Source organism: Labrys sp. HAY1-8F (assembly GCF_056754975.1).
In genome coordinates, this window is sequence record NZ_JBPGWZ010000001.1 from 1,368,907 (window position 1) to 1,389,798 (window position 20,892).

The 20,892-nt window shown below is 59.6% G+C and carries 14 protein-coding genes and 6 pseudogenes; 7 read left to right on the forward strand and 13 right to left on the reverse strand.

What is annotated here, in order from left to right; all coding sequences use genetic code 11:
* Positions 1–60 precede the first annotated feature (60 nt).
* The 3 genes and pseudogenes from leuS to ACR9ZN_RS06220 form a co-directional block, all read right to left on the reverse strand.
* Positions 61–2,580 carry a leucine--tRNA ligase gene (gene leuS, locus ACR9ZN_RS06210; RefSeq protein ID WP_481271635.1) on the reverse strand — a complete coding sequence of 840 codons (2,520 nt, stop codon included), beginning with the start codon at positions 2,578–2,580 and terminating at the stop codon, positions 61–63.
* A 252-nt stretch (positions 2,581–2,832) separates the two neighbouring features.
* Positions 2,833–4,560, reverse strand: a pseudogene (locus ACR9ZN_RS06215) (Tn3 family transposase); the annotation flags it as partial.
* Between the two features lie 3 nt (positions 4,561–4,563).
* Positions 4,564–5,864 (reverse strand): annotated as a pseudogene (locus ACR9ZN_RS06220) (DNA polymerase ligase N-terminal domain-containing protein); the annotation flags it as partial.
* 370 nt (positions 5,865–6,234) lie between these two features.
* On the opposite strand from ACR9ZN_RS06220, the pseudogene ACR9ZN_RS06225 reads away from it, so the two are divergent.
* From ACR9ZN_RS06225 to ACR9ZN_RS06235, 3 genes and pseudogenes are all read left to right on the forward strand, one after another.
* Positions 6,235–6,729, forward strand: a pseudogene (locus ACR9ZN_RS06225) (glycosyltransferase); the annotation flags it as partial.
* A 56-nt stretch (positions 6,730–6,785) separates the two neighbouring features.
* Positions 6,786–7,139: a hypothetical protein gene (locus ACR9ZN_RS06230; protein WP_481271985.1), complete on the forward strand. Its 354-nt coding sequence runs from the start codon at positions 6,786–6,788 to the stop codon at positions 7,137–7,139.
* 29 nt (positions 7,140–7,168) lie between these two features.
* Positions 7,169–7,803 (forward strand): annotated as a pseudogene (locus tag ACR9ZN_RS06235) (IS3 family transposase); the annotation flags it as partial.
* A gap of 631 nt (positions 7,804–8,434) precedes the next feature.
* Here ACR9ZN_RS06235 and ACR9ZN_RS06240 read toward each other — a convergent pair.
* From ACR9ZN_RS06240 to ACR9ZN_RS06260, 5 genes and pseudogenes are all read right to left on the reverse strand, one after another.
* Positions 8,435–8,656 carry a hypothetical protein gene (locus tag ACR9ZN_RS06240; RefSeq protein WP_481271636.1) on the reverse strand — a complete coding sequence of 74 codons (222 nt, stop codon included), beginning with the start codon at positions 8,654–8,656 and terminating at the stop codon, positions 8,435–8,437.
* A 344-nt stretch (positions 8,657–9,000) separates the two neighbouring features.
* Positions 9,001–10,104: a TauD/TfdA family dioxygenase gene (locus ACR9ZN_RS06245; RefSeq protein WP_481271637.1), complete on the reverse strand. Its 1,104-nt coding sequence runs from the start codon at positions 10,102–10,104 to the stop codon at positions 9,001–9,003.
* 834 nt (positions 10,105–10,938) lie between these two features.
* Complete coding sequence (locus tag ACR9ZN_RS06250) at positions 10,939–11,973, reverse strand: IS110 family RNA-guided transposase (RefSeq protein ID WP_481271969.1); 1,035 nt, start codon at positions 11,971–11,973, stop codon at positions 10,939–10,941.
* A gap of 109 nt (positions 11,974–12,082) precedes the next feature.
* Positions 12,083–12,836, reverse strand: a pseudogene (locus ACR9ZN_RS06255) (IS5 family transposase).
* A 790-nt stretch (positions 12,837–13,626) separates the two neighbouring features.
* Positions 13,627–14,058, reverse strand: a complete 432-nt coding sequence (locus ACR9ZN_RS06260) for a nuclear transport factor 2 family protein (RefSeq protein ID WP_481271970.1) — start codon at positions 14,056–14,058, stop codon at positions 13,627–13,629.
* A gap of 266 nt (positions 14,059–14,324) precedes the next feature.
* Between ACR9ZN_RS06260 and ACR9ZN_RS06265 the strand changes: the two genes are divergently transcribed.
* Positions 14,325–15,638 (forward strand): Nramp family divalent metal transporter, encoded by a 1,314-nt coding sequence (locus ACR9ZN_RS06265; RefSeq protein ID WP_481271638.1) that lies wholly within the window; start codon positions 14,325–14,327, stop codon positions 15,636–15,638.
* A gap of 250 nt (positions 15,639–15,888) precedes the next feature.
* On the opposite strand, the gene ACR9ZN_RS06270 is transcribed toward ACR9ZN_RS06265, so the two are convergent.
* A complete protein-coding gene (locus ACR9ZN_RS06270) occupies positions 15,889–16,431 on the reverse strand; it encodes a hypothetical protein (protein ID WP_481271639.1) in 543 nt (180 codons plus the stop codon).
* Between the two features lie 726 nt (positions 16,432–17,157).
* On the opposite strand from ACR9ZN_RS06270, the gene ACR9ZN_RS06275 reads away from it, so the two are divergent.
* The 3 genes and pseudogenes from ACR9ZN_RS06275 to ACR9ZN_RS06285 form a co-directional block, all read left to right on the forward strand.
* Positions 17,158–17,703: a DUF6496 domain-containing protein gene (locus tag ACR9ZN_RS06275; protein ID WP_481271640.1), complete on the forward strand. Its 546-nt coding sequence runs from the start codon at positions 17,158–17,160 to the stop codon at positions 17,701–17,703.
* A gap of 109 nt (positions 17,704–17,812) precedes the next feature.
* The gene (locus ACR9ZN_RS06280; RefSeq protein ID WP_481271641.1) at positions 17,813–18,181 is read left to right on the forward strand and encodes a hypothetical protein; all 369 of its coding nucleotides are present in this window, start codon (positions 17,813–17,815) and stop codon (positions 18,179–18,181) included.
* A pseudogene (locus ACR9ZN_RS06285) lies at positions 18,153–18,296 on the forward strand (hypothetical protein); the annotation flags it as partial. The gene ACR9ZN_RS06280 and the pseudogene ACR9ZN_RS06285, both read left to right, overlap by 29 nt.
* On the opposite strand, the gene ACR9ZN_RS06290 reads toward ACR9ZN_RS06285, so the two are convergent.
* The 4 genes from ACR9ZN_RS06290 to ACR9ZN_RS06305 all read right to left on the reverse strand — a co-directional run bounded on the left by ACR9ZN_RS06290 (position 18,296) and on the right by ACR9ZN_RS06305 (position 20,860).
* A complete protein-coding gene (locus tag ACR9ZN_RS06290; protein WP_481271971.1) occupies positions 18,296–18,634 on the reverse strand; it encodes a DUF982 domain-containing protein in 339 nt (112 codons plus the stop codon). The pseudogene ACR9ZN_RS06285 and the gene ACR9ZN_RS06290 sit on opposite strands and share 1 nt — an antisense overlap.
* Before the next feature lie 457 nt (positions 18,635–19,091).
* A complete protein-coding gene (locus ACR9ZN_RS06295) occupies positions 19,092–19,325 on the reverse strand; it encodes a hypothetical protein (RefSeq protein WP_481271642.1) in 234 nt (77 codons plus the stop codon).
* Between the two features lie 140 nt (positions 19,326–19,465).
* Complete coding sequence (locus ACR9ZN_RS06300; RefSeq protein ID WP_481271643.1) at positions 19,466–19,765, reverse strand: DUF982 domain-containing protein; 300 nt, start codon at positions 19,763–19,765, stop codon at positions 19,466–19,468.
* Between the two features lie 126 nt (positions 19,766–19,891).
* The gene (locus tag ACR9ZN_RS06305) at positions 19,892–20,860 is read right to left on the reverse strand and encodes an SDR family oxidoreductase (protein ID WP_481271644.1); all 969 of its coding nucleotides are present in this window, start codon (positions 20,858–20,860) and stop codon (positions 19,892–19,894) included.
* Between the last annotated feature and the right edge of the window lie 32 nt (positions 20,861–20,892).

The following is a 20,892-nucleotide window of genomic DNA, read 5'->3' on the forward strand; positions in this document are numbered from 1 at the left end:
CCGAAAGTGACACCCGACTCGCCGCCGTCGCACCCCCTCCGCACGCGGATTTTTGCGAGATCAATCTCTCACGACAAAATTCACGAGGCGGTCCGGTACCGCGATCTCTTTGACGATCTGCTTGCTTTCAAGCGAAGCACTCACGCGCGGATCATCCTTCACAGCAGAGAGGAGCGCTGCGGACGACAGACCTGGAGCGGCAAGAACCTTGTGTCGGAGTTTGCCGTTGATCTGCACCGCATATTCGCGCAGCTCATCCTCCGCCAATGCAGGATCAAATGATGGCCAGCGCTCGTAGGCGAGCGATGTTTTGTGGCCCAGCAAGGCCCACAATTCCTCGCAGATGTGCGGCGCGAAGGGCGCAAGCAGCAGCACGAAGGCCTCAATGACCGAACGCGATTTTCGCTCCAGCGCGATGAGCGCGTTCGACATCTCCATGAGTTTGGAGATCGCCGTATTGAACCGCATCGCTTCAATATCCTCGCCGACCGAGCGAATGGTCTTGTGCATGAGGCGCGTGATCCTGGCTGGTGGCTCGATCTCGCAGATCCGGTCGCTCAGGCCGTCCTTGTCATCCGTGACAATGCGCCAGACACGGTGAAGGAAACGGCTCACGCCAGCCACGCCGGACATTTGCCACGGCTTGGCTACATCGAGTGGCCCCATGAACATCTCGTAGAGACGCATGGAATCGGCACCGTAAATGTCGATCACCTCGTCCGGATTGACGACGTTGAATTTCGACTTCGACATTTTCTCAATCTGCTGGTTGACGGGCTTATCGTCGGCAAACCACTGACCATCACGCTCGCTCACCTCGTCAGGACGGTAATATTTTCCCGAAGCGTCGCTATAGGAGAATGCGAGTATCATGCCTTGATTGAACAGCTTCTGGAACGGCTCCTTCGTTGAGACGACCCCGATGTCGTAGAGCACCTTGTGCCAGAATCGCGCATAGAGCAGATGGAGAACGGCATGTTCTGCGCCGCCGACGTAGAGATCCACGGGCAACCAGTATTTTTCTTTCTCTGGAGCGATCGGCGCCTCGCGATTACCGGGATCGGCAAAACGCAGATAATACCAGCAAGAGCCTGCCCACTGGGGCATGGAGTTGGTCTCCCGCAGTGCTTCCAACCCTGAAGCCGGATCGGTCGTGCGCACCCAACCAGTTGCTCGCGCCAGAGGTGGATCGCCGGCCTCGGTCGGTTTGTAGTCATCCAGCTTCGGAGCCAAAACGGGCAGGGAATCTTCAGGCAGCGGCACAATGGCACCGTCCGACCGGTGCAGGATTGGAAAGGGCTCACCCCAATAACGCTGACGCGAGAACAGCCAGTCCCGCAGGCGGTATTGCGTGCGGCGCTGCCCAATGCCCTGATCTTCAAGCCAGGCGATGGCCGCTTTCCTTGCGGCCAGCGCGTCTAGTCCTGTCAAGGCACCGGAATTGACGAGCCTGCCGTCTCCCTCCCAGGCATCTTTCTGGACATCGTTCCCTTTCGGGCCGTCGATGATGCCGACGATCGGCATGCCGAAAGTGCGCGCGAAGGCATGGTCACGACCGTCATGTGCAGCCACGGCCATGATAGCGCCACTGCCATAGCTCATCAGTACGTAATCGGCGATCCAGACTGGGATTGGCGCACTGGTTGCCGGATTGATTGCATAGACCCCGGTAAACGCGCCGGTCTTTGCTCGCTCCTGTGACTTTTCGACTTCGCTCAGCGAGGCGGTGCGAGCAAGATAGGCATCCACCGCATCGCGCTGGCTGGCGGTTGTGATGACGGATGCCAGCGGATGCTCTGGCGACAGCACGATGAAGGTAGCGCCCCAGATTGTCTCAGGCCGTGTGGTATAGACGGTCAGAAGCTCCTTGGTGCCCTCAATGGCGAAAGTGATCTCCACTCCCTCTGATCGGCCGATCCAGTTTCGCTGCATGGCCTTGATGCCCTCGGGCCAGTCGAGCCCGTCTAAATCGTCCACCAGACGATCGGCATAATCCGTGATCCTCAGCATCCATTGGCGCATGAGGCGGCGCTCGACGGGCTCGCCGGTTTCCACGTATTTGCCGTCCTTGACCTCTTCGTTGGCCAGAACCGTGCCTTGAGCAGGGCACCAGTTGACAGGCACCTCCGCCTGATAGGCCAAACCACGCTCATAGAGTTTCAGGAAGATCCATTGCGTCCAGCGCACGAAGTCTGGGTCAGTGGTGGAGAGTTCACGGCTCCAGTCATAGGAGAAGCCGAGGCGCTGTACCTGGTTTTTAAAATTGGCGATGTTCTTCTTTGTTGTGATCGAGGGGTGGACGCCGGTACGCACTGCGTAGCGCTCCGCTGGCAGTCCATAGGCGTCCCATCCCATCGGATGCAGGACATTGAAGCCTAGCATCCGCTTGTAACGAGCAATTATATCGGTCGCGGTATAGCCTTCCGGGTGGCCGACATGCAGGCCCTCGCCAGAGGGATAAGGGAACATGTCCAGCACGTAAAATTTTGGCTTGGAGCGATCCTCGTTGGTCCTAAATGTCGCGTTTTCGTGCCAATAACGCTGCCACTTGGGCTCAATGCGCTTCGGGTCATAAACCATTTCTGTCTCTATCCGTTGATATGGCCGAGGAGACAGCAACAAAAACCCGCCTCTTCGGCGGGTTGCATCATTCAAAAGCGCACGCGCTAACCCACCATCGACTATGCGACGGTGCTTAGAAGCAGAGCGTGGGTGAAGCTGTAAATCATGCATATATGCTTGTCATAAATTAAACTGACTGTCCAGCCATCGCGAAAATCCCAAAATTAGACTTCTGCGGCAGAGTTTTTGCTCACAAATCTCGCTGACTGCTCATGCGGCGATTTTGCCGAAATCGATCCGGCTATTCAGGTCGAGGTCGAAACGGCCATAAGGATTGACGTGACTGTAGATCAGCGGCGTGAGACCGCGATAATCTTCCGGCGTCATGCGGCCCGCCCATTTCGGCTCCATCAAGACGGTCTGAAGCATGCGGGTGTTCACATAGACGAGCGACGCTTGCAGCAGATGCAGCGAGAGGGCGGAAACCTCCTGCTCGTCAATCCGGTTGGTAGCGATTTCACCGCCCTTGCCGAAGAACACAAACCCGTTGGCGCTGTTCCAGTTCTCCACGACATTCAGCCCTACATGGATTTCCCGGCGGAACCCTTCCTGGCGAAGATAGCGGCACAAGAATATGGTCTTGACCGCACGACCGAGTTCGCTCAGTGCCTTATAGGTCGGGTGCATCACCTCGGCGCGGGCAAACCGGCGCAGGATCGCCTCCGGGTCCGCCGTTCTCGTCTGCATCGCGGCGGCATATTTGACCATCTCGTCATACTGCTGTTCGATCTCCTCCCAGTTGATCGCGCCGGAAAGGATCGGCAGCAGATTTGGCAGCCGCGCACGCATCGCCGCTTCCGGGAGTGCCAGCTTCTGGCGTGCAATCGCTTTCAGGCGCGGAGCCAGCTCGAACCCCAGAAGGCGGCAAAACGCGAAGCCGACCGCGCTCTGGCCATGACTGTCGACGTACTGGCGCTGGATTTCCATGTCGGTGCAATGGCGAAGAACGCCTTCGATCATGGAAGCGACTTCCGAAGACGAGCATCGCTTGAGCTGGGAATAAACGCAGGTGGCGCGTTTTTCGACGTGCCAGTAGATCATGACGCCACGCCCGCCATAGCGAGCATGCCATTCCGTCTTCAGATTGCGGTCCCATGCGCCGAACTTCGTTGAATCGGACGCGCAGGCCGTGCCCGCGTCACCCCAAACGGCGGCGTTGCGGATCGCCAGCGTCGCGTTCGCGACCCGCGCGCACGCCTCTCTCAGGGATGGTGTATGGATAAAGCGACGATGAACATGCAACAATTCCTCGTAGCTCACATCGGGTGTCGCACCCGCAACCCGCTTGATCCCGGCATTCGTGCCGAGCGCATAGAGGCACAACAGAAGCCGTCGATCCAGCGTCCCTTTGACAGGGAAACCCTCGAAGCCGACGTTTCGAAGGCATCCAGAAGGCCGGTATCGAACGCAGCCTCCTTCAGCACGTCAAGCAGCCCCGTCATCGGCCAACGCCCCGCCGATCTCGCCTTTGATTGCGTCGAGGCCCTTCGGCTCTGGCGCGGGTTTGAACGGTGTGATTGAGACACGGTTTTCGCCACGCCACAGCAGCCGGACCTTGTCATTGTCCGGAATATCGGCATTGAGGAGCAACAGTTCCCGCTCAAGCTCTGCACGGATGACGGAGGTGAACGTCCTCGCATCCGGTGTCAGGTTGAGGCTGGAATAGTAGGCGTCACGCCGGATTTCGAAGTCCTTGGGAAGATCGTCGTCCGGATTCCGGTAACGGTCCGCGCCGACAACCCATATTTCCTTGGAGCGAATGCGGTCGCGCAACTGTGTAAGGACACAGAGCTCGTAGCTGATCCGGTTTACACGCCCATCGTCATCAATGACGGAGCTGCGCCACCTGGCTGGAACAACCTCATCGATCGGAACATCCTGCATCGGCACAAACCGGCAGCTATCATACACCTTGCTCCGAATCCAGTCGAGCGCCGCAGCCGCGCGGCACTTCGACTTTGTCCAGGTGTCCGTCCGACCGGAGAGGTAGGGCGCCTCGCCTCGCTTAGAGACAATACCCTCGAGCGAGAGCCGGCATGCGGAGCGCAGGACCGCCTCCCCTCCGGTCTCGAAATGCTCGACAAAGCGCAGGCGAGGGTCAGCACCAGCATCCAACAAAAGTTGCTGGAGCCGCTCCTTGCGTTTCGTCAAAGGAAGAGCCCGCAAATCCTCGCCGCCCTCGAACAGAAGGTCGAAGGCGAAATAAACGAGGGCATCGGTCTTGCCCTCCGACAACGCCGCCTGGAGCGCAGCAAAGTCCGGTGCGCCGTGCTCATCAAGGGCGCAAATCTCGCCATCGATGATTGAATTCGGCAGCTTGCCGGCGGCTCGCTCGATGGCGGCATAGTTGGAGGTCCAGTCGAGGCCCTTGCGGGTCTTCAAGGTTACCGCGCCGTCGACCGTGCGCATCTGGATGCGATAGCCGTCGAATTTGATCTCGTGCACCCATCCGCTCGTTGAGGGGGACGGTCCAGGGTTTGGCAAAGCTGCGGAGCGATAAAGTCGGGAAGCTCGGCAACCGCCGCGCTTGGCTTTTTCGCGCGGCGAGCGCTTGCCTTTCGCTTTTCAGCGGCGAGGCCGGTGCTGCTGTCCCAAATCGCGTCTGCTGTCGCTTTGCCATCCTGCAGCATGAAGGGTTTTGGCTTGCGGCCTTTGCCGGCCGCAATCTCGTCCATCGTTCGGCCGGACGCAACGGAGGTGTCGTTCTCCTCGAGGATTGCTCCGCCATTCGCTTCGACCGCAAATTCATCGCGATGCTTAGTGAGCAGCCAGTTCGTACGTCTGCTGCGTTCCCGATCCTTCGCCATCCGAACCAGCACGAAACTTCCATGCAAGCGCTGGCCATCCAGCGTGAATTTGAAATCGCCCTTGGCCAGCGCCTGTTCAGGGCTCTTCCTGCCTTCCGGTTCCCAATAGCCGCGATCCCACATCATGACTGTGCCGCCGCCATATTGACCCTTGGGGATCGTACCTTCGAAATCTCCATAGTCGAGCGGATGGTCCTCCACTTCGACGGCCAGGCGTTTGTCGTGCGGGTCGAGCGAGGGGCCTCGGGTCACGGCCCACGACTTGAAGACACCGTCGAGCTCCAGCCGCAGATCATAATGCAGCCGCGTGGCATCATGCTTCTGAATGACGAAGCGACGCCGGTTCGAGGGTCTCGCCCCCGCCCCGCCGCTCGGCTCCTGCGTGCGTTTAAAATCGCGCTTCGCCTTGTAGGTCGAGAGCTTGTCGTTGGCTATGGTATCCTCGGCGTAGAACCACGTCTTCCCTTTAACGCTGAATGCCGGGCGACAAGATATGTTCCATGGCGTGCTGGTGGAGAGAGAGCTCGTCGCAATCGGCCATGTGGCTAGGCCTGTTTGTCGACGAAGGCGGGCTACAGCGCGCCAGCCCGCCTTGCCTGCCGCGAAATCCGCTTGTGACGAGGCATGGAACGTTGCTTGAGCCCGACGCGGAGCGAGCTGGCCTCTCGCAAGCGACGCTCGAGCCGGCGCAAATCGATATCGACAGGCACAGGCATGGCGAACCAAGCGCCGGTCAAGAATTGCGAACCTTTTCGCCAGATTGGAGTTGTTAGCTCGCCGCTATGGAGGCGGCAGGAGAAACCGCATGCGGATTGCGCAAGTTGCACCGCTCGCCGAGTCCGTTCCACCCTGGATGTACGCGGCAACCGAACGGGTGGCGTCTTGGCTCACCGAGGAACTCGTCCGGCAAGGACATGAGGTCACATTGTTCGCCTCAGGCGATTCAAAAACTTCGGCCGAGCTCGTTGCCTGCGCGCCGCAAGGTCTGCGACTTGCCGGCATTCGCGATCATACCGCGAGCCACCTTGCCATGCTCGCCAAAGTTCGCGAGCGAGCGCACTCGTTCGACATCATTCATTTCCATCTCGATCTGCTGCAGCATGCCCTCTTTACGGATCTGCGCCATAAATGTGTGACGACGCTGCACGGCCGCTTGGATCTGCCCGATTTCCTTCCGGGCCACGAGTGCTTCCCGCAGATGCCGCTCATTTCGATTTCCGCTTCTCAACGGCGCCCGATGCCGGCTACGACCAATTGGCTAGCGACGATTCCGCATGGGCTGGGCTCTGACGTTTGCCCCATTGGAGAAGGCGTCAGCCTCCGTTCTACGCCCGCAAGCAATAGAGCGCTCTCGGCGTGGCGACCCGATCCGGGACACCGAACACCGACACCGAAAACCACAACCGACCTTATGATGCCCACCCCGATCCGATACGCGCCAAAGATCCACACCGCACGGTTCTTCATACCGCCATGGTCAAGCTCTCGCCCGCACAGATTCAAGCCTTGATCGAATTGGAAAAAGGCGCCGACATGACAATGACTCCAGGCGGCGTGCCGAATGGCGTCCCGCCGGAGTGCGTGCAATCGCATCGTACATTATGGCGCTTGCGCATCCGCGGGCTTGTGGCAATCAAGCCTTATCCCGGCTCAAATCGATGGGAGATTACCGAAGCGGGACGGGCGGCGCTGCGGGAAGTGGGGCGATGAGCAGTCGGCGCGGCATTCGTGGCGTGGACCTCTCCTGCGGCCTGCATCGCATAGAAAGGCTCATGCGGGAGAACGGGCTGCGGGCCCGGCCTCGGCGACGTGGGTTGCCGAAGGACACCGGTCAGCGAGCCGCAGTGTCAGACAACCTCCTCGATCGCACCTTCCAGGCATCGGCACCGAACCAGAAATGGATCGCCGACTTCACCTATATCTGGACCGCCGAAGGATGGCTCTATGTTGCCGCCGTCATCGATCTGTTCTCCCGGCGTGTCGTCGGCTGGGCGATGAAGGCGCAGATGACGGCGCAGCTCGTCGCCGACGCCCTGATCATGGCGATCTGGAGGAGAGGCAAGCCCGACAGCCTGCTGCATCATTCGGATCAGGGATCGCAATACACCAGTGAGCAGTTCCAGCGCCTGATGTCCGACCACGCCATCACATGTTCGATGAGCCGGTCGGGCAACGTCTGGGACAATGCTGCGATGGAAGCTTCTTCTCGTCGCTCAAAACCGAGCGGACAGCCCGCAAGGTTTATAGAACGAGAGACGACGCCAGGGCGGATGTGTTCGATTACATCGAGCGCTTTTACAAACCTCGGCGAAGGCACTCGACACTCCGCTATCTGAGCCCCGTAGAGTTCGAGGAACAAGCTATGCTAGCTTAACCTCGTGTCCGAAAAACCGACAGCAGGCCAAGCCATTACGTGCATATCCGCTTCTTCGCACGCTGCGATGAAGCATTGCTGGCAGCATCGGCTGAAACGGCACCTGAAAGCGCGTCGATACAAGCTTGCTTCGCCTCTGGAAACTTGGATCTGACATCACCCGGCTATTAAGAGAGAAGCAAGCGTGTCGCCTCCTCGGCCGAATGGATGACGTGATAATGAGCGGAGGCGAGCTCGAACTTGACACTCTCTTGCCAATTCTCGGTATCCATCGTTCATCTCCACAAGGAAATGGCAAAAGATCAACCTTCCCAGCTAAGAGAATGTACCGGTGGGCTGCCCGGTAAGAATATCGGCTGCTAACACGCTATCGTAATACCCCTGCCAACGAGGAGCGCGCCAAGTGGGCCTTGCTTCCGCCACTCGGACAATGTGTGAAGCAACAGCCGCCACGATGATGCCATCGGGTAACGACATACGCATTCTGGCGTGTGAAGCGGCCAATTGGGCAGGTCGCACGCCTGCCCATGCGCGGGGCTGGATTAGACAATGACCCACTGGCAACGCGACGTGCAACGCATCGCAACGTTTGACATACTAAGCGCCCTGATTGGCGAGAAGTCCGGCCGGCTCAGGCCTCTTCTTCATCCTCCGGCGCCAGGAGATCGACCAGCAGAGCCACTCTCCCACTGGGCGGCGGCCTTCCCTGATTGGCGAGAGCTTCATCGCCACCGATCCAAGCCCAGGCTTCTTCCAACTCCTGCAGATTGGCACCGGTGGCAAGAATATCGAAGATCAGCTCCCCGTCGGTGGGACCCAGCACGGCCGTAACGTCCTTCGCCGTTATAGTCATGAGTCTACTCCTCATTGGCCAGATTTCAGCGTGAATCATATCTCCGATCCATAATAGATGAGGTTTTCATGTCGAGGTTCAATAGGCCGCCAGTCAGGACAGAGGCAGGTTGCTGAATCGGTGTCGCGGCGGCCCTGCTGCGGCACACCCGCCAGCCAGGGAAGGAGCCTTCCCCGCCTAGCAGGCTGGAATGCGCCCAGGACAAGGGGCGCAAGCTCGAGCCCGGCCGCTCGATTTGGCCAGCAAACCATCGTGGTGCCCGGCCCGAGGTGGAGCGTATGGCGGCTCTCGCAGCTATACTACCCGTTCGCAACTGGCCGTCGCACTATCGAAGCAGCCTGCAGCTATGCGCTGGAGTTCCTGTCGAGCACGCGGATGCGGCTTTCAAACTCACCCCTATCAACGTAGCAGCCCTGCAACTGGCGGAAGCCGGTGGCTGGGTTGAACGCTTCGCGCCCATGAAGCGTTCGTCGATTGTCGAACACAACCATCTCACCACCGTGAAGCCGCGTCGTGATGACGAAGGCCGGGTCACGCGTGCGCTTCATGAACGCCCGGTAGGCTCGGTAGAAGTCCCCTATTTGGTCCACCGGAAGGTCGATGAGGTCCGTCAGATGAGCATTGTAACGGATCTCGTCGAGGCTCCCGTCCGGATGCAACGTAATGACCGGGCGGCGAAGGCGAATGTCATAGGTCCGGTCATGGAAACGGAAGGGCAGGTTGACGGTCGAAAGCACGCGGAATGCGTAGAGGTCTGTCGCTCTCAAATCCTCCGCAATCGCAAAGCTGTCCGCAAAGATGGAGCCTCCGCCCTGGGCTTCGTTTGCGATGCAATGGAGGAACTGAAAACCAGGGGGGATTTCCTGGTTTGCTAGGTCCGTGTGCAGGGCAAGCGCCTGGGCGGTAAAAGCGAGATTGTTGGGGTCGGGTTTCGAGACCACATCGAAAACCTTCCCGAAGTTTGTCTCGCGAAGGAAGCCGATGCGCTGCACGACTTCGAGCCCTTGTCCAGCGGCCAAGCCGTCCACGATGGCGAGGCCGAGGCTTTGGGTGGTCAGAAGGAAGTCGAGGAGGGTCTTGTCGTCCGCGAGGATGTCCGCCCCTGCGAAGCGCGGCAATTCTGGCAAGTCCGCTGCCCGCCAAATCTTGCGAGGCAGAGCGGCGGCATCGGGACGAGGAACGCCCGGCTGGTGCTCCGAGAGCCAGCCCTGGTCGAAACGGCTCACATGTCCATCCGGCCAAGTGATGACCAGTTTGTCGTCCTGGACCTCGAGGCTGGCCGGCTTCAGGTCGTCAGGAACCGACAAGAGATCGAAGTTCCTCTCCTTCGTCTGCGGGTCGAATGCCGTAGGGCAATTGTCGCGAAGCCAGAGGAAAGGGAGAACGATGGGCGAAGCACCATCATGGCGCAATTCAAGGGCTTGATCGCCAAACTGTGCAATCTGCATAGAAGTTATCCTGTGATGTGGGTAAGGGGCGCACGCACGGCCTCACCGTGGCGGCGGCCACCACATCTGAGGTTTGCCGTAGCGAAACCCCTGCAAGCGCAACAGGACGATGGACGTTTCAAGCACGCAAGAAATTCCGTCGATAGACGTGCCAAATTGCTGCCGAGCCTGCGAGGTGTCAAGACACACCGGAGGCCGATGGAACTGAACTATCGGCGGGGTCGTACCGACTAATGACGACTCAGCTTCAGGCATACTTGGCTGGTGTTCACCGGAGGACGAAGACGGAGCGGGTAATTTACCCTTTGTCACACTTCATGCGGAGCATTATCACGCCCATCTTGCCAACGCCCCAAGCACGAAGGCGAACAATATCACGTGGTGTACCCTATCGATTACTTCGGGACATATCGTTCGAGCCTATCTTCCTGTGGTATGAGGATTTCTGTCGCTATCGTGAACCTAAATATAAGATTAAGATCCCTGAAGACTAGGCTCAGGACTTCGGTAACGGGGCCGTCCCAGTCAAGCGATTTTGGGCGAGCGTTATCGTCCGCTTGTAGGCGGGTGTGTTGACGTCTTGATGCTGAGCGGCGCAGTGTGTGCTTAGAGCCGCGGCCTTCCTGTGAGATCACCCGGGTGCATGCTTCGGTCCGTGGTCAGCCCGCGAGCTGCCAACATGATGCTGGTTCGATGCAGTTTCCGATGTGCCCATCTCGTTGGCGTGCTCGACGAAGATCGGCAACAGTCCTGACCTCGGCATCATCGGAATCGCGTCCCTGGGGGACCTCGAAGGCCTGCGGTCAAGCAGGCAACTGTGCGAGGTTCAGCTCGTTAAACCTCTTGCGGGATGACCGGTGCCACTATCTGGAAGGTGGTACCGTCGACCCAAATCCGGTGAAGGATCACTCCGATGCGGCGAGCAAGCGCCACCATGGCGCGCTTCCGACCGCGACGGCGCGCTATCTGTGCTGCCCAAGTTCTGAGCCATGTCGAGCACCCCCGATTCATCACGACGGTCGCGGCCTGACAGAGAGCGCGGCGCAGACTGACGTCTCCGGCCTTTGTGATGCCGCCCGATACATCACGTTCGCCAGACTGATTGCGTGAAGGTGTCAGGCCGACCCAAGGGCCAACCTTTTTCGATGACGTGAAACGGGCGGGATCATCTATTGCAGAGCGGAAGGTCAAAGCCACGACTGCGCCGATCCCGGGCATGGACATTAACCGATGGCATGCCGAGTCATCCTGGGCGAGTTGGCGGACGCATCGTTCCAGTTCCGCTAGTTCGCGCCGCAGAGAGGCCCGCGCTCGCAGCATCGGCTCCGTTGCGGCTTCGAGCATTCGATTGCCGACTGTCAGTTCGCGGATGCGATGCTCGAACTGGCCGCGCGAGATGGCACCTACCTTCAGCCCGAAGTTCCGCAGAAGCCCACGCAGGGACATCTCCAGTGCGATCATACCCTGCTGGACTGCTTTGCGAGCTCCGAGCACGGTACGGACCTCCTGCGCCGAAACGGATTTACAGTGAACCGGCCGGAACCAGCCCAGATGCAGCAGGCGGGCAATTCCTTCCGCGTCGCGCCGGTCAGTTTTGATCGGCATGGCCTTCAAGGCGCCCTTGACCTGCCGAGTTTCCATCAAAACGACGTCCAGGCCCGCCTCGGCCAATCCACGATGCAACCATTGCGACAAGGGGCCGGCCTCGAGGCCGATGGCGGCGATGCTGCCATGCTGTTCTGCGATCCAACTCGCGAGCGCCTCGGGCTCACTGGCGACCTGTGCCTCCTTCACGATCTTCCCATGTTCGCTGATCACGCAGATCGCGGTCTTCGCCAACGACACATCCAAACCGACAAACAGTCTCATCCCGCAGTCCTCCTTCTGGATCCGATACGGGAACAGCGACAGCCTGCCCTGATCTTGCAAGCGGCAACGAGCGGTGCGCGACGCAGGCCCCGTTACGGCATCTCGTTGATCAGAGCCAGAAGATGACGGCGGCGGCGATGCAAATGGCCGAGAAGAAGGTGTGAGCGCATCGGTCGTAGCGGGTTGCGATGCGCCGCCAGTCCTTGAGTTTAGCGAAGAGGTTCTCGACCTTGTGTCGCTGGCGATAGAGCGCCTTGTCGTGAGGGTAAGGGATTTTCCGGCTTCGGCTCGACGGGATGCACGGTTCGATGCCTTTGGCGACCAGCGCCTGGCGGAATGCGGCGCTGTCGTAGCCGCGATCGGCGATGAGGTCTTTGGCGGGCGGGAGGGCGCCGAGCACGAGGCGTGCGCCCTTGTGATCGCTCATCTGGCCTTCCGAGAGCAGCATGACGATCGGACGGCCCTCGCCGTCGCAGACGGTGTGGAGCTTGGAGTTCAACCCGCCTTTGGTGCGCCCGATACGGCGGGGAACAGCCCCTTTTTGAGCAGGCTTGCCGCCGTGCGATGGGCTTTCAGGTGCGTCGCGTCGATCATGATCCGCTCGGGCTTCGCCCTTCGCCGGCGAGCCCTGCGAAGATCCGGTCGAAGACGCCGAGCCGGCTCCAGCGGATGAAACGGTTGTAGAGCGTCTTGTGAGGGCCATAGCCCTTCGGCGCGTCCTTCCACTGCAGGCCGTTGCGGATCACATAAACGATCCCGCTCACCACGCGCCGGTCGTCGACGCGCGGCACGCCATGCGAGAGTGGGAAATACACCTCGATCCGCGCCATCTGACGTTCGCTCAGCAAAAACAAATCATTCATCACGGCATCCTCCCAGACACCGTGAATCACAACTCAAAGCAAATTAATAGGTCCTGAGCCTAGAGCCGTTCGGTCATCCTAGACATGAAGGTGTGAGATGCTACTGTTTTGATATGAAGGTCCAGATGGCGAGGTATCGCGCAGCAACGTTCGACCCCGTCTGCTTCGGCTTTTTGGTCTCCACCACCTGTCGAAAAAGAGAGGCCCACGATGCCTACCTTTTGCCGCTTCGAGCGGGGCCGTGACTTTCATCCCGTCGATGTAAACATAAACCGGATCCGCTATCTGGAGAGCCAGGATCATACGACATCCATTCACTTCGGAGATGGCGAATGCCTCGTGGTTTGCGGCAACGCACTCAGCGTCTGCATGCGCATCCAGGATGCAAGCGAGAGGAAACCTCTGAGGCTGCGGAAGCAGCCAGTCTGATGCCGTTCGAGTTCGATGGATAGGAGCTTTGCAGCCCACCCGCGATGGCAGGCTTTACTGCGGCAATGCAGGCATCTCCGAGCCGGGGCGACAACTGGTGAGACCGAGGCCAAGAACTATCCCGCCGCTCATCGGTTGAGTCCTTCGACTTTAGACAGCCAACTCGCCCGCTGCCTGATAGGCAAGCGGGCTATTCTTTTCCAAGAGGAGAAGGCGTAGAGGGCGCTCGCGAACGCGAGAAGCGACATGAGCTCGATGTCCCCGCCATATGGATCATCACCGCGCCCAACGCAAAGAGCACCTCAGCGATCGAGTGGGGGGCGCGGATCGGTGAAGCGCGCTTTCGCCGGCAAGGCTGGCGTCAGATGATGCCATGCTCTTTTAGAAGCGCTTGCTCGTCGCCTGATACCCAACCGAATATCTTCGCCTCGGAATCCAGTATCTGAACGAAATAGTGGACATCAAAATCGATCACTTTGGGCCCGCGATCCTTCCGGGCATAGGTGGCGGTCCAGGCGACATGAACTAGGCAATGACATTCGTCTATGGAGGAAAGGCGGACATTGCGTATGCGCATCTCCTTCGTCCCGATTGCCCGATAATGTGCATAACCCTGCACGATCATTTGTTTGAACTGATCATCATTCTTTCCAGTCATGACGCCGGTGGGTCCTGCGCCAATGAATTCGGACGCGTATAATAAGGCAGCCTCCTCCATGTCCGGATGGCCACCAAGAGACTGATTGCAGAAGTTCTCGTATCGCTCGAATAGCTTCCTTACAGTCGCCTCCATCACAACGTTCTCCTGGAAACTCGGTGCTGGACGGCCAGAACCGCGGTGCTCGCGATCCGTTCCAGGCACAATGCCGCAACCCAACGCCATCCCCATTCCAGCGGGCAGTTCGAGCCTTCTGCCGGGAACCGAATGCCGTCGAGCGAGTTCGTTAGCTCGCATAGCCGATTGGAGGGCATCGCATCGATCCTGTGCACGGATCGATGTGCAGCTTTCCATACCGGCGACAGAGCGACAACAAGAACATCCTGCAGCAAGGCGGAACAATGAGCGGGACAAAGGGGGACCTCGATCCAAGAGCTGAACGCAGCCCGGCTGTCGAGCCAAGCAAGCCTCGCATACTCAAAGTTCTCGGCCCGGGTCTAATCACGGGTGCGTCCGACGACGATCCCAGTGGAATTGCGACTTATTCGCAGGTGGGTGCGCAATTCGCGTATGGCGTGAGCTGGACCTTGCTGTTTTCCTATCCCCTTATGAGTGCCATCCAGATGATCAGCGCCCGTCTCGGCAGGACCACGGGACGAGGCATAGCCGGTAATCTGCGCAAATATTATCCCAATTGGCTGGTCTATATGGGCGTTTGCCTGCTGGTGATCGCCAACGTCATCAATATCGGGGCCGATATCGGCGCGATGGGTGACGCCGTCAAACTGATCATCGGGGGCTCGGCCCTCATCTATGTCGTGCTCTTCGGAGCCGCATGCGCAATCGCGCAAGTGTTCCTGCAATACAAGAAATATGTCCGTATTCTCAAATGGCTCAGCCTGGCCCTGCTAAGCTATGTCGCCACACTTTTCATCGTCAAGGTCGACTGGACGGCTCTGGCCAAGGGGTTTTTTACACCGCATATCGAGTTTTCCTCCGACTATCTCATGGCGATTGTCGCGATCTTCGGCACCACCATCAGCCCGTATCTCTTCTTCTGGCAGGCCTCGCAGGAAGTGGAAGACCTGAAGGAAAAGCCCAAGCGCGAGCCTTTGAAGGATAATCCGGAACAAGCCAAGGACGCCGATGAACGGATTGAATGGGATACGCTGGTGGGCATGGGCGTTTCCAACGTCATCGCGCTGTCGATCATGGTGACGGCGGCCGCCACGCTCAATGTGCATCACGTCACCGACATTGGAAGTTCAGCACAGGCGGCCGAGGCACTGGAGCCCGTGGCAGGCAAATTTGCGGAACTCTTGTTCGTGATCGGCATCGTGGGAACGGGGCTGCTGGCCGTGCCGGTGCTTGCCGGATCGGCCGCCTACGGGCTCGGCGAAGCGCTACGCTGGCCCACCGGCCTGGCCCGCAAGCCCAAGGACGCCAAGGCCTTCTATGCCACGATAGCGATCGCGACCATGCTTGGCGTGGTCTTGAATTTCGCCCCGATCAACCCGATCCAGGCCCTTTTTTGGAGCGCGGTGGTGAACGGCGTCGTCGCTGTTCCGATCATGGTCGTCATGATGCTGATGTCGACGGACGAGAAAATCATGGGCAGCCAGGTGATTGGCGGCTGGCTGCGGAGCCTCGGCTGGCTCTCCACGGGCGTCATGGCGCTATGCGCCGTTGGAATGGGCGCGTCTGTCTTTTTTTGAGCCAGAGCAAAGCGCGCCCAAGAGCGAACGCTTTTTTGCTCCAACTTTTCGTTCCGCCGCGTCTTTGCAATTCTTGGTGAAATTCATCAAATCAGAAAATGCTCCAGCCATATCATCGAAAGGGCGCCGCCTCGGCCAGACAGGTGTCATGCCTGCCCTGCCGAGCACGTGAAGAGCACGCCGGCTCCTTGAAAGCAGCGGCATCGTCATGTTCTCGGCCAGCAGCGGATTTGGTCGCCGGAGAAACGATTCATGCCGGGCCTGTCCACCCCTCCGCTTCATAGGCCGACCGCACGGTGCTCGGATCGAGCGACGGGAATTTCGCAAGAATCGCCCTTACCTCGCCCTCCCTTGCATCTGCCACCCGGACAGCCACCAGACTGCGTCCGCGCCTCAAGGATTCGGCATATAGATGAGACTCGGAACTCGGAAAGCCCGCCTCGGTCAAGGAGCCTATCGCACTTCCGGCCCCCGCACCGACGACTGCCCCGGTCGTGGCGCCGGCGACCATCGTCGCACCGACAAGCGCCGCGGCAATCCAGCCGGCAGCAACAACCTGCCCGACACCGGGCGCTGTCAGCAGAGCCAGGCCCGCCAGCACTCCTCCCACTCCCCCCAATGCAGCGCCGGCTCCGGTACGGGCAACCACGTCGCGCTCGAAACTATTCGAGGCTTCCACGTCACCGGTGACCAGGGAAATATCCGTATTGGGGATGTTGGCAGCTTCGAGCTGCGATACCGATCGCTCAGCATCCGCATAGGTTTCGAATAAAGCCGAGATAATTTTGGTCATCTCAATGCCCTCCACGGTGCATGTAGAGCCTCAACACCCCGATGGGAGCGATGTTCCCTCCAAAGCCGTTGCCTTGCCTGGCAACCCGAATGGGTGACCGAATACCTTGAAGCCGGCAAACCGCTCAAGAGGAGCGAGGCTATGCCGCTGCTCGACCATTCAGTCCTCCCCGGCGCGGGCGGTGCGGCCCAGTTCCTTCCCAATTCTACGACCGCGCCGCCTTTCCAAAGGAACCAGCCCTTATTGTCGATGTTCGGAAAGCGTGAGACCGATGCCGAAAACGGCTTTGTCATCCAGCGTTGCGGCAGCCCGGCTCTCTGCACGAGCCCCATGCCCAGCAACTCGACCCAACGATGCGCGCGCAGGCGAGGCTACCGAAAGCGCACGAACCCAAGCTCAAGCGACCAATGCAATGTTCTCACGGATGATCTGGAGCGATGTGATCATAGCCTTCATCCTGTTCTGCGGCGCTGTCTGGTGGGTCGGCCGTACCGATCACGCAAAGCAGCGCGGGCAGGAGCAGCCTTCGCCTATCGGCAGAATGGAGTAACCGGCGCACCAGCCGGGCAATCGGCCCGCACGCCGTCATTGCATCGCAGCGAGCGTGGCGAAACGGCGGGAACGTCGGTCGGATCATTTGTCCTGCTGCCAAGTTAGGGCATTCGGAAGCGCGCAACAGGCCAATAAAAGCAGGAGGTCGTTGCTGCTCAGATCGGGAGACGCGCAATGCCAAACAGGAAAACCATCGAGAAAGCCCGCGAGGACGAGCGCGAGGGCAAATCGCCGAGCACCCAGGCCGGCGAATTCGTGCATGAAGAGATCGAGAAGGTACGGCGCGGCCAGCACGGCGCACGTTCGGCCAAACAGGCCATCGCCATCGGCTGGTCCGAGGCTCGGCGCGCTGGTGTAGATTTGCCTCCTCCCAAAAAGGGCAAGGTCAAGGAAAGCACGCGCAAGAGCGCCGAATATGCCTATGAGGTCGGTCAAGGCGAGCGCGTGCCCAAACGCCGCCCGCGTGTCTCCAGAGCCGTTTCCGAGGTCCTGAACCACGAACCGAACACCGCTTCCCATGAGGCGCTTTCCCGGCAGACCCGGCGAGCGGCATCGCATCGCACGGCCGAGGAACGCTCGGACGCTGCCGAAAAAGCCGCCGAGACCAAAGGCGCTTCGAACCGCTCCGCAGCCGCCCGCAAGGCGGCCCGGAAGAAGGGCGCTCATGGGCGAAAGGAAGCCGCCCGGAAAGCCGCCGAAACACGAGCCCACCACAGCTAAAGGCTGTTGTCTCGACAGATCCGAACGACCGGTCCGTTCTCCCGGCCACGATCATCGGTCATCGCGGTGCACACATCAAAACCGGCGCTGCCGATGCAGGAGCGCATTCATGGCCCATCTCGTCGAACCTCGGCACCATGTTTCGCTCGAGGATTACGAAAGCATTGCATCGCTCAGCACGACGGTACGCGAGATGCGGCAAGAGGCTGAGGGCCTGCTTCCCGCGCTGAAGGGACACCGTGTGTGGATGGTGAACCGCACCAGCCATGGCGGAGGCGTGGCAGAGGTGCTGCCCCCATTGCTCGCGCTGCTGCGCGAGCTTGGCGTCGAGGCTAATTGGCTCGTGATGGATTCGGAAAATCCGGCCTTCTTTCGGCTGACCAAGCGACTGCATAATCTGATCCACGGCGAAGGAGATGCGGATTTCGGGGACGAGGAGCGCCGGCTCTATGACCGACGTCAGCCACGAGACCGGTGAAGCGATCGTCCACCACGTCGCATCCGGAGACGTGCTTGTCGTCCACGATCCGCAACCTCTCGGGGCAGGCGCGTTTGCGCGGCGGAAACTAGACGTCGCCACGATCTGGCGTTGTCATATCGGCCTTGACCGGAAGACACCGAAGACCCGCGCCGCCTTGGCCTTTCTTTCGCACGCATCGATGAAGGCCTCGCGAGCATCGTCGGGAGGACAAATGCCGTTGACGACATCGAGACAGGCGCGCCGCGCTTCGATAAATTTTTCACCGGTCTCGATTTGGCTGCTTCCTCCGTGGTGGCAATGGTGCGAGATTGCCCCGCCTCGTCTTTCAGCCTGACCGGGTCGTTCCAGATACGAGTGTGCATCTCCTACCTCCGCTTCCTGATCGAACGCAGGCCTCGTGGCAAAAAAGGAAACCCGAGACCATGGCGGGAACGATGGCCTGCGCTTCAAACATCTTGGCTGATACCAGGATGCGTAAAGGCTGATCCGTCATTGCGAGCGCAGCGAAGCAATCCAGGAGCCGTAAACTCCATGCCTTCAAGCCCCTGGATTGTTTCGCTGCGCTCGCAATGACGGAATGGGTGCGTCAATCTTCATTGCAGTCTGGTATAAGCCATCCGCGACCTACACCTCTCCCGGAGGTGTTGGAGAAGGCTCCGGCGGTGGCTGTGGCACCTCCACCGGTGCAGGCAGAGCTGGGAGTGTCGGCGGAATCGGCATTTCGTTTGGCGAAGGTTGATTTGGCTCGGGAGTTAGCGGCGGGTCTTCCTTCGGCGCGGAATCGGCGGGGCTGGGTTCGTTCGGATCAGGCATGCAGGGTTCCTTTCTGCCTTCCCAAACTCGCGACCGCTTCATGGTTCCCGAGCATAACGGAGGCGCCCTTCCCCGAATCAAAACGCGTTCAGGTTCAGTCACCCTTTCGGACATAGACCGTCTCGATGCCCAGTGTCCTGGCCAGATCGGCCGCGGCTTCGAGTGCCTCATTGCGCGTATGGAAAGGGCCAATGGGATCGGAAGGGACATTGTCGTCCGAAAAAGTGGCGCTATTGACGACCCTGACGGGGCCGGATGCTTCGATCAGGATCCAGTCGCTTTGCGTCGGCAGGTTTTCGTCCGTACGAAGATATCGAACTTCGGTCATCAGCTCTGCTCCGGCATACGGGGAGGACAGATGCTTCGCATCCGTCGCTACCCGCGCTGCAAACTGATTTTTCGGTTCAATGTTCCCGGGAGAGGTCAACAGCCGCCTCATCGCTGTAGCAAGGCCACTGCCGTCGGGATTCACGAAGACATTCGGTGTCGCGACCTGTTTACCATTGCCGCCATGAAACCGAACTCGAATGCCGGCTCGAGACCGGCTTCGCCGAGGGCGTCGATGAACGCATATCGAGCGGCTTTGGCTTTGCTGGCGTCCATCAGGGCTTCGAGACAAGCGTAGCGGGCAGCGATGTAGAGATCGTCACCGACTTCGGGCCAGCGATTGTCGAGAAAATCCAGGGCCTCCTGGACCGATCGGACGACCACAACCTTGCCCCTGCCAAGCCTGAACGAAACCGGGTGGTGGAACGATATTTCTGACATTGAACACCTCAAATAGACCAATAACGTGCATGGGCTGTTCGAGCCGAGACAAAGATTTGGATCCCGTATCAGGATTTCAAGACCGCTCACGGCAAGGAGAACAAGACAGCCATTCCTTGCGCGGCCTCACCCGCCGCCATAGCCGCCGACGATCGGCAAGATTTCGCCGGTGATGAAGCTCGAACAGTGAGGCGAGGCCAGGAATACATAGGCGGGTGCGATTTCCTCCGGTTGCGCGGGCCGCCGCATCGGCGTGTCCTTGCCAAATTTGACAATGTCCTCCGCAGCCTTGTCCGAAGGATTTAGAGGCGACCACACCGGCCCGGGCGCCACCGCATTCACGCGGATCCCCTTTGAAATCAGATTGGCGGCGAGCGCCCTGGTAAAAGCATGGATGCCTCCCTTGGTCATCGAGTAATCGAGGAGGTCCTTGGAGCCGAACATGCCGGTAATCGAGCCGGTGTTGATGATGGCGCCTCGTTCCTTCATATGCGGCACGGCGGCCTGTGCCATGAAGAAGTAGCCGTAGAGATTGGTCTTCAAGGTCAGGTCGAAGTGGTCCTCGGTCAGATCCTCGATGCTCTTGGCATGGACCTGAAAGGCGGCATTGTTGACGAGAACATCGAGCCGGCCATAGTGCTTCATGGTGGCAGCGACAGCGCTCTTGCAGAAGGCACGCGAGCGGACATCACCCTCGATCAGCAGGCATTGTCGGCCTTCCCGACGCACCGCGTCGCGCGTGACATTCGCATCCGATGGCTCACCGAGATGGACGATGACGACATCCGCCCCTTCCCGTGCGAAAAGCACAGCCACCGATCGGCCAATCCCCGAATCACCTCCCGTAATCAGGGCGACGCTGCCTTCCAGCTTGCCCGAGCCGCGATAGAAAGGTGCGTCGAAGAGAGGTGCCGGGTCGAGGTCCGCTTCTTGCCCCGGTTTGGCCTGATGCTGTTGTCCGAAGGGCGGAACCGGATAGGCACGGGCGCCCGTCTGCGGTGCAAAAACGCCACCGTCCTCATCGTGACGCAGATCGGCCTTGGCGATCTGTCTTTGGATCTGTCGCTGGCGCTCGATGGTCCCATTGCTGGTCATGCTCTCGCTCCTGTTGACTATTGTAGCGGCCC

Excerpts from the sequence above, each read along its gene's own strand:
- leuS (WP_481271635.1), bottom strand. The coding sequence starts at position 2,580 with ATGGTTTATGACCCGAAGCGCATTGAGCCCAAGTGGCAGCGTTATTGG.
- ACR9ZN_RS06240 (WP_481271636.1), bottom strand. The coding sequence starts at position 8,656 with ATGACTATAACGGCGAAGGACGTTACGGCCGTGCTGGGTCCCACCGAC.
- ACR9ZN_RS06245 (WP_481271637.1), bottom strand. The coding sequence starts at position 10,104 with ATGCAGATTGCACAGTTTGGCGATCAAGCCCTTGAATTGCGCCATGAT.
- ACR9ZN_RS06250 (WP_481271969.1), bottom strand. The coding sequence starts at position 11,973 with ATGAGACTGTTTGTCGGTTTGGATGTGTCGTTGGCGAAGACCGCGATC.
- ACR9ZN_RS06260 (WP_481271970.1), bottom strand. The coding sequence starts at position 14,058 with ATGGAGGCGACTGTAAGGAAGCTATTCGAGCGATACGAGAACTTCTGC.
- ACR9ZN_RS06265 (WP_481271638.1), top strand. The coding sequence starts at position 14,325 with ATGAGCGGGACAAAGGGGGACCTCGATCCAAGAGCTGAACGCAGCCCG.
- ACR9ZN_RS06270 (WP_481271639.1), bottom strand. The coding sequence starts at position 16,431 with ATGACCAAAATTATCTCGGCTTTATTCGAAACCTATGCGGATGCTGAG.
- ACR9ZN_RS06275 (WP_481271640.1), top strand. The coding sequence starts at position 17,158 with ATGCCAAACAGGAAAACCATCGAGAAAGCCCGCGAGGACGAGCGCGAG.
- ACR9ZN_RS06280 (WP_481271641.1), top strand. The coding sequence starts at position 17,813 with ATGGCCCATCTCGTCGAACCTCGGCACCATGTTTCGCTCGAGGATTAC.
- ACR9ZN_RS06295 (WP_481271642.1), bottom strand. The coding sequence starts at position 19,325 with ATGACCGAAGTTCGATATCTTCGTACGGACGAAAACCTGCCGACGCAA.
- ACR9ZN_RS06300 (WP_481271643.1), bottom strand. The coding sequence starts at position 19,765 with ATGTCAGAAATATCGTTCCACCACCCGGTTTCGTTCAGGCTTGGCAGG.
- ACR9ZN_RS06305 (WP_481271644.1), bottom strand. The coding sequence starts at position 20,860 with ATGACCAGCAATGGGACCATCGAGCGCCAGCGACAGATCCAAAGACAG.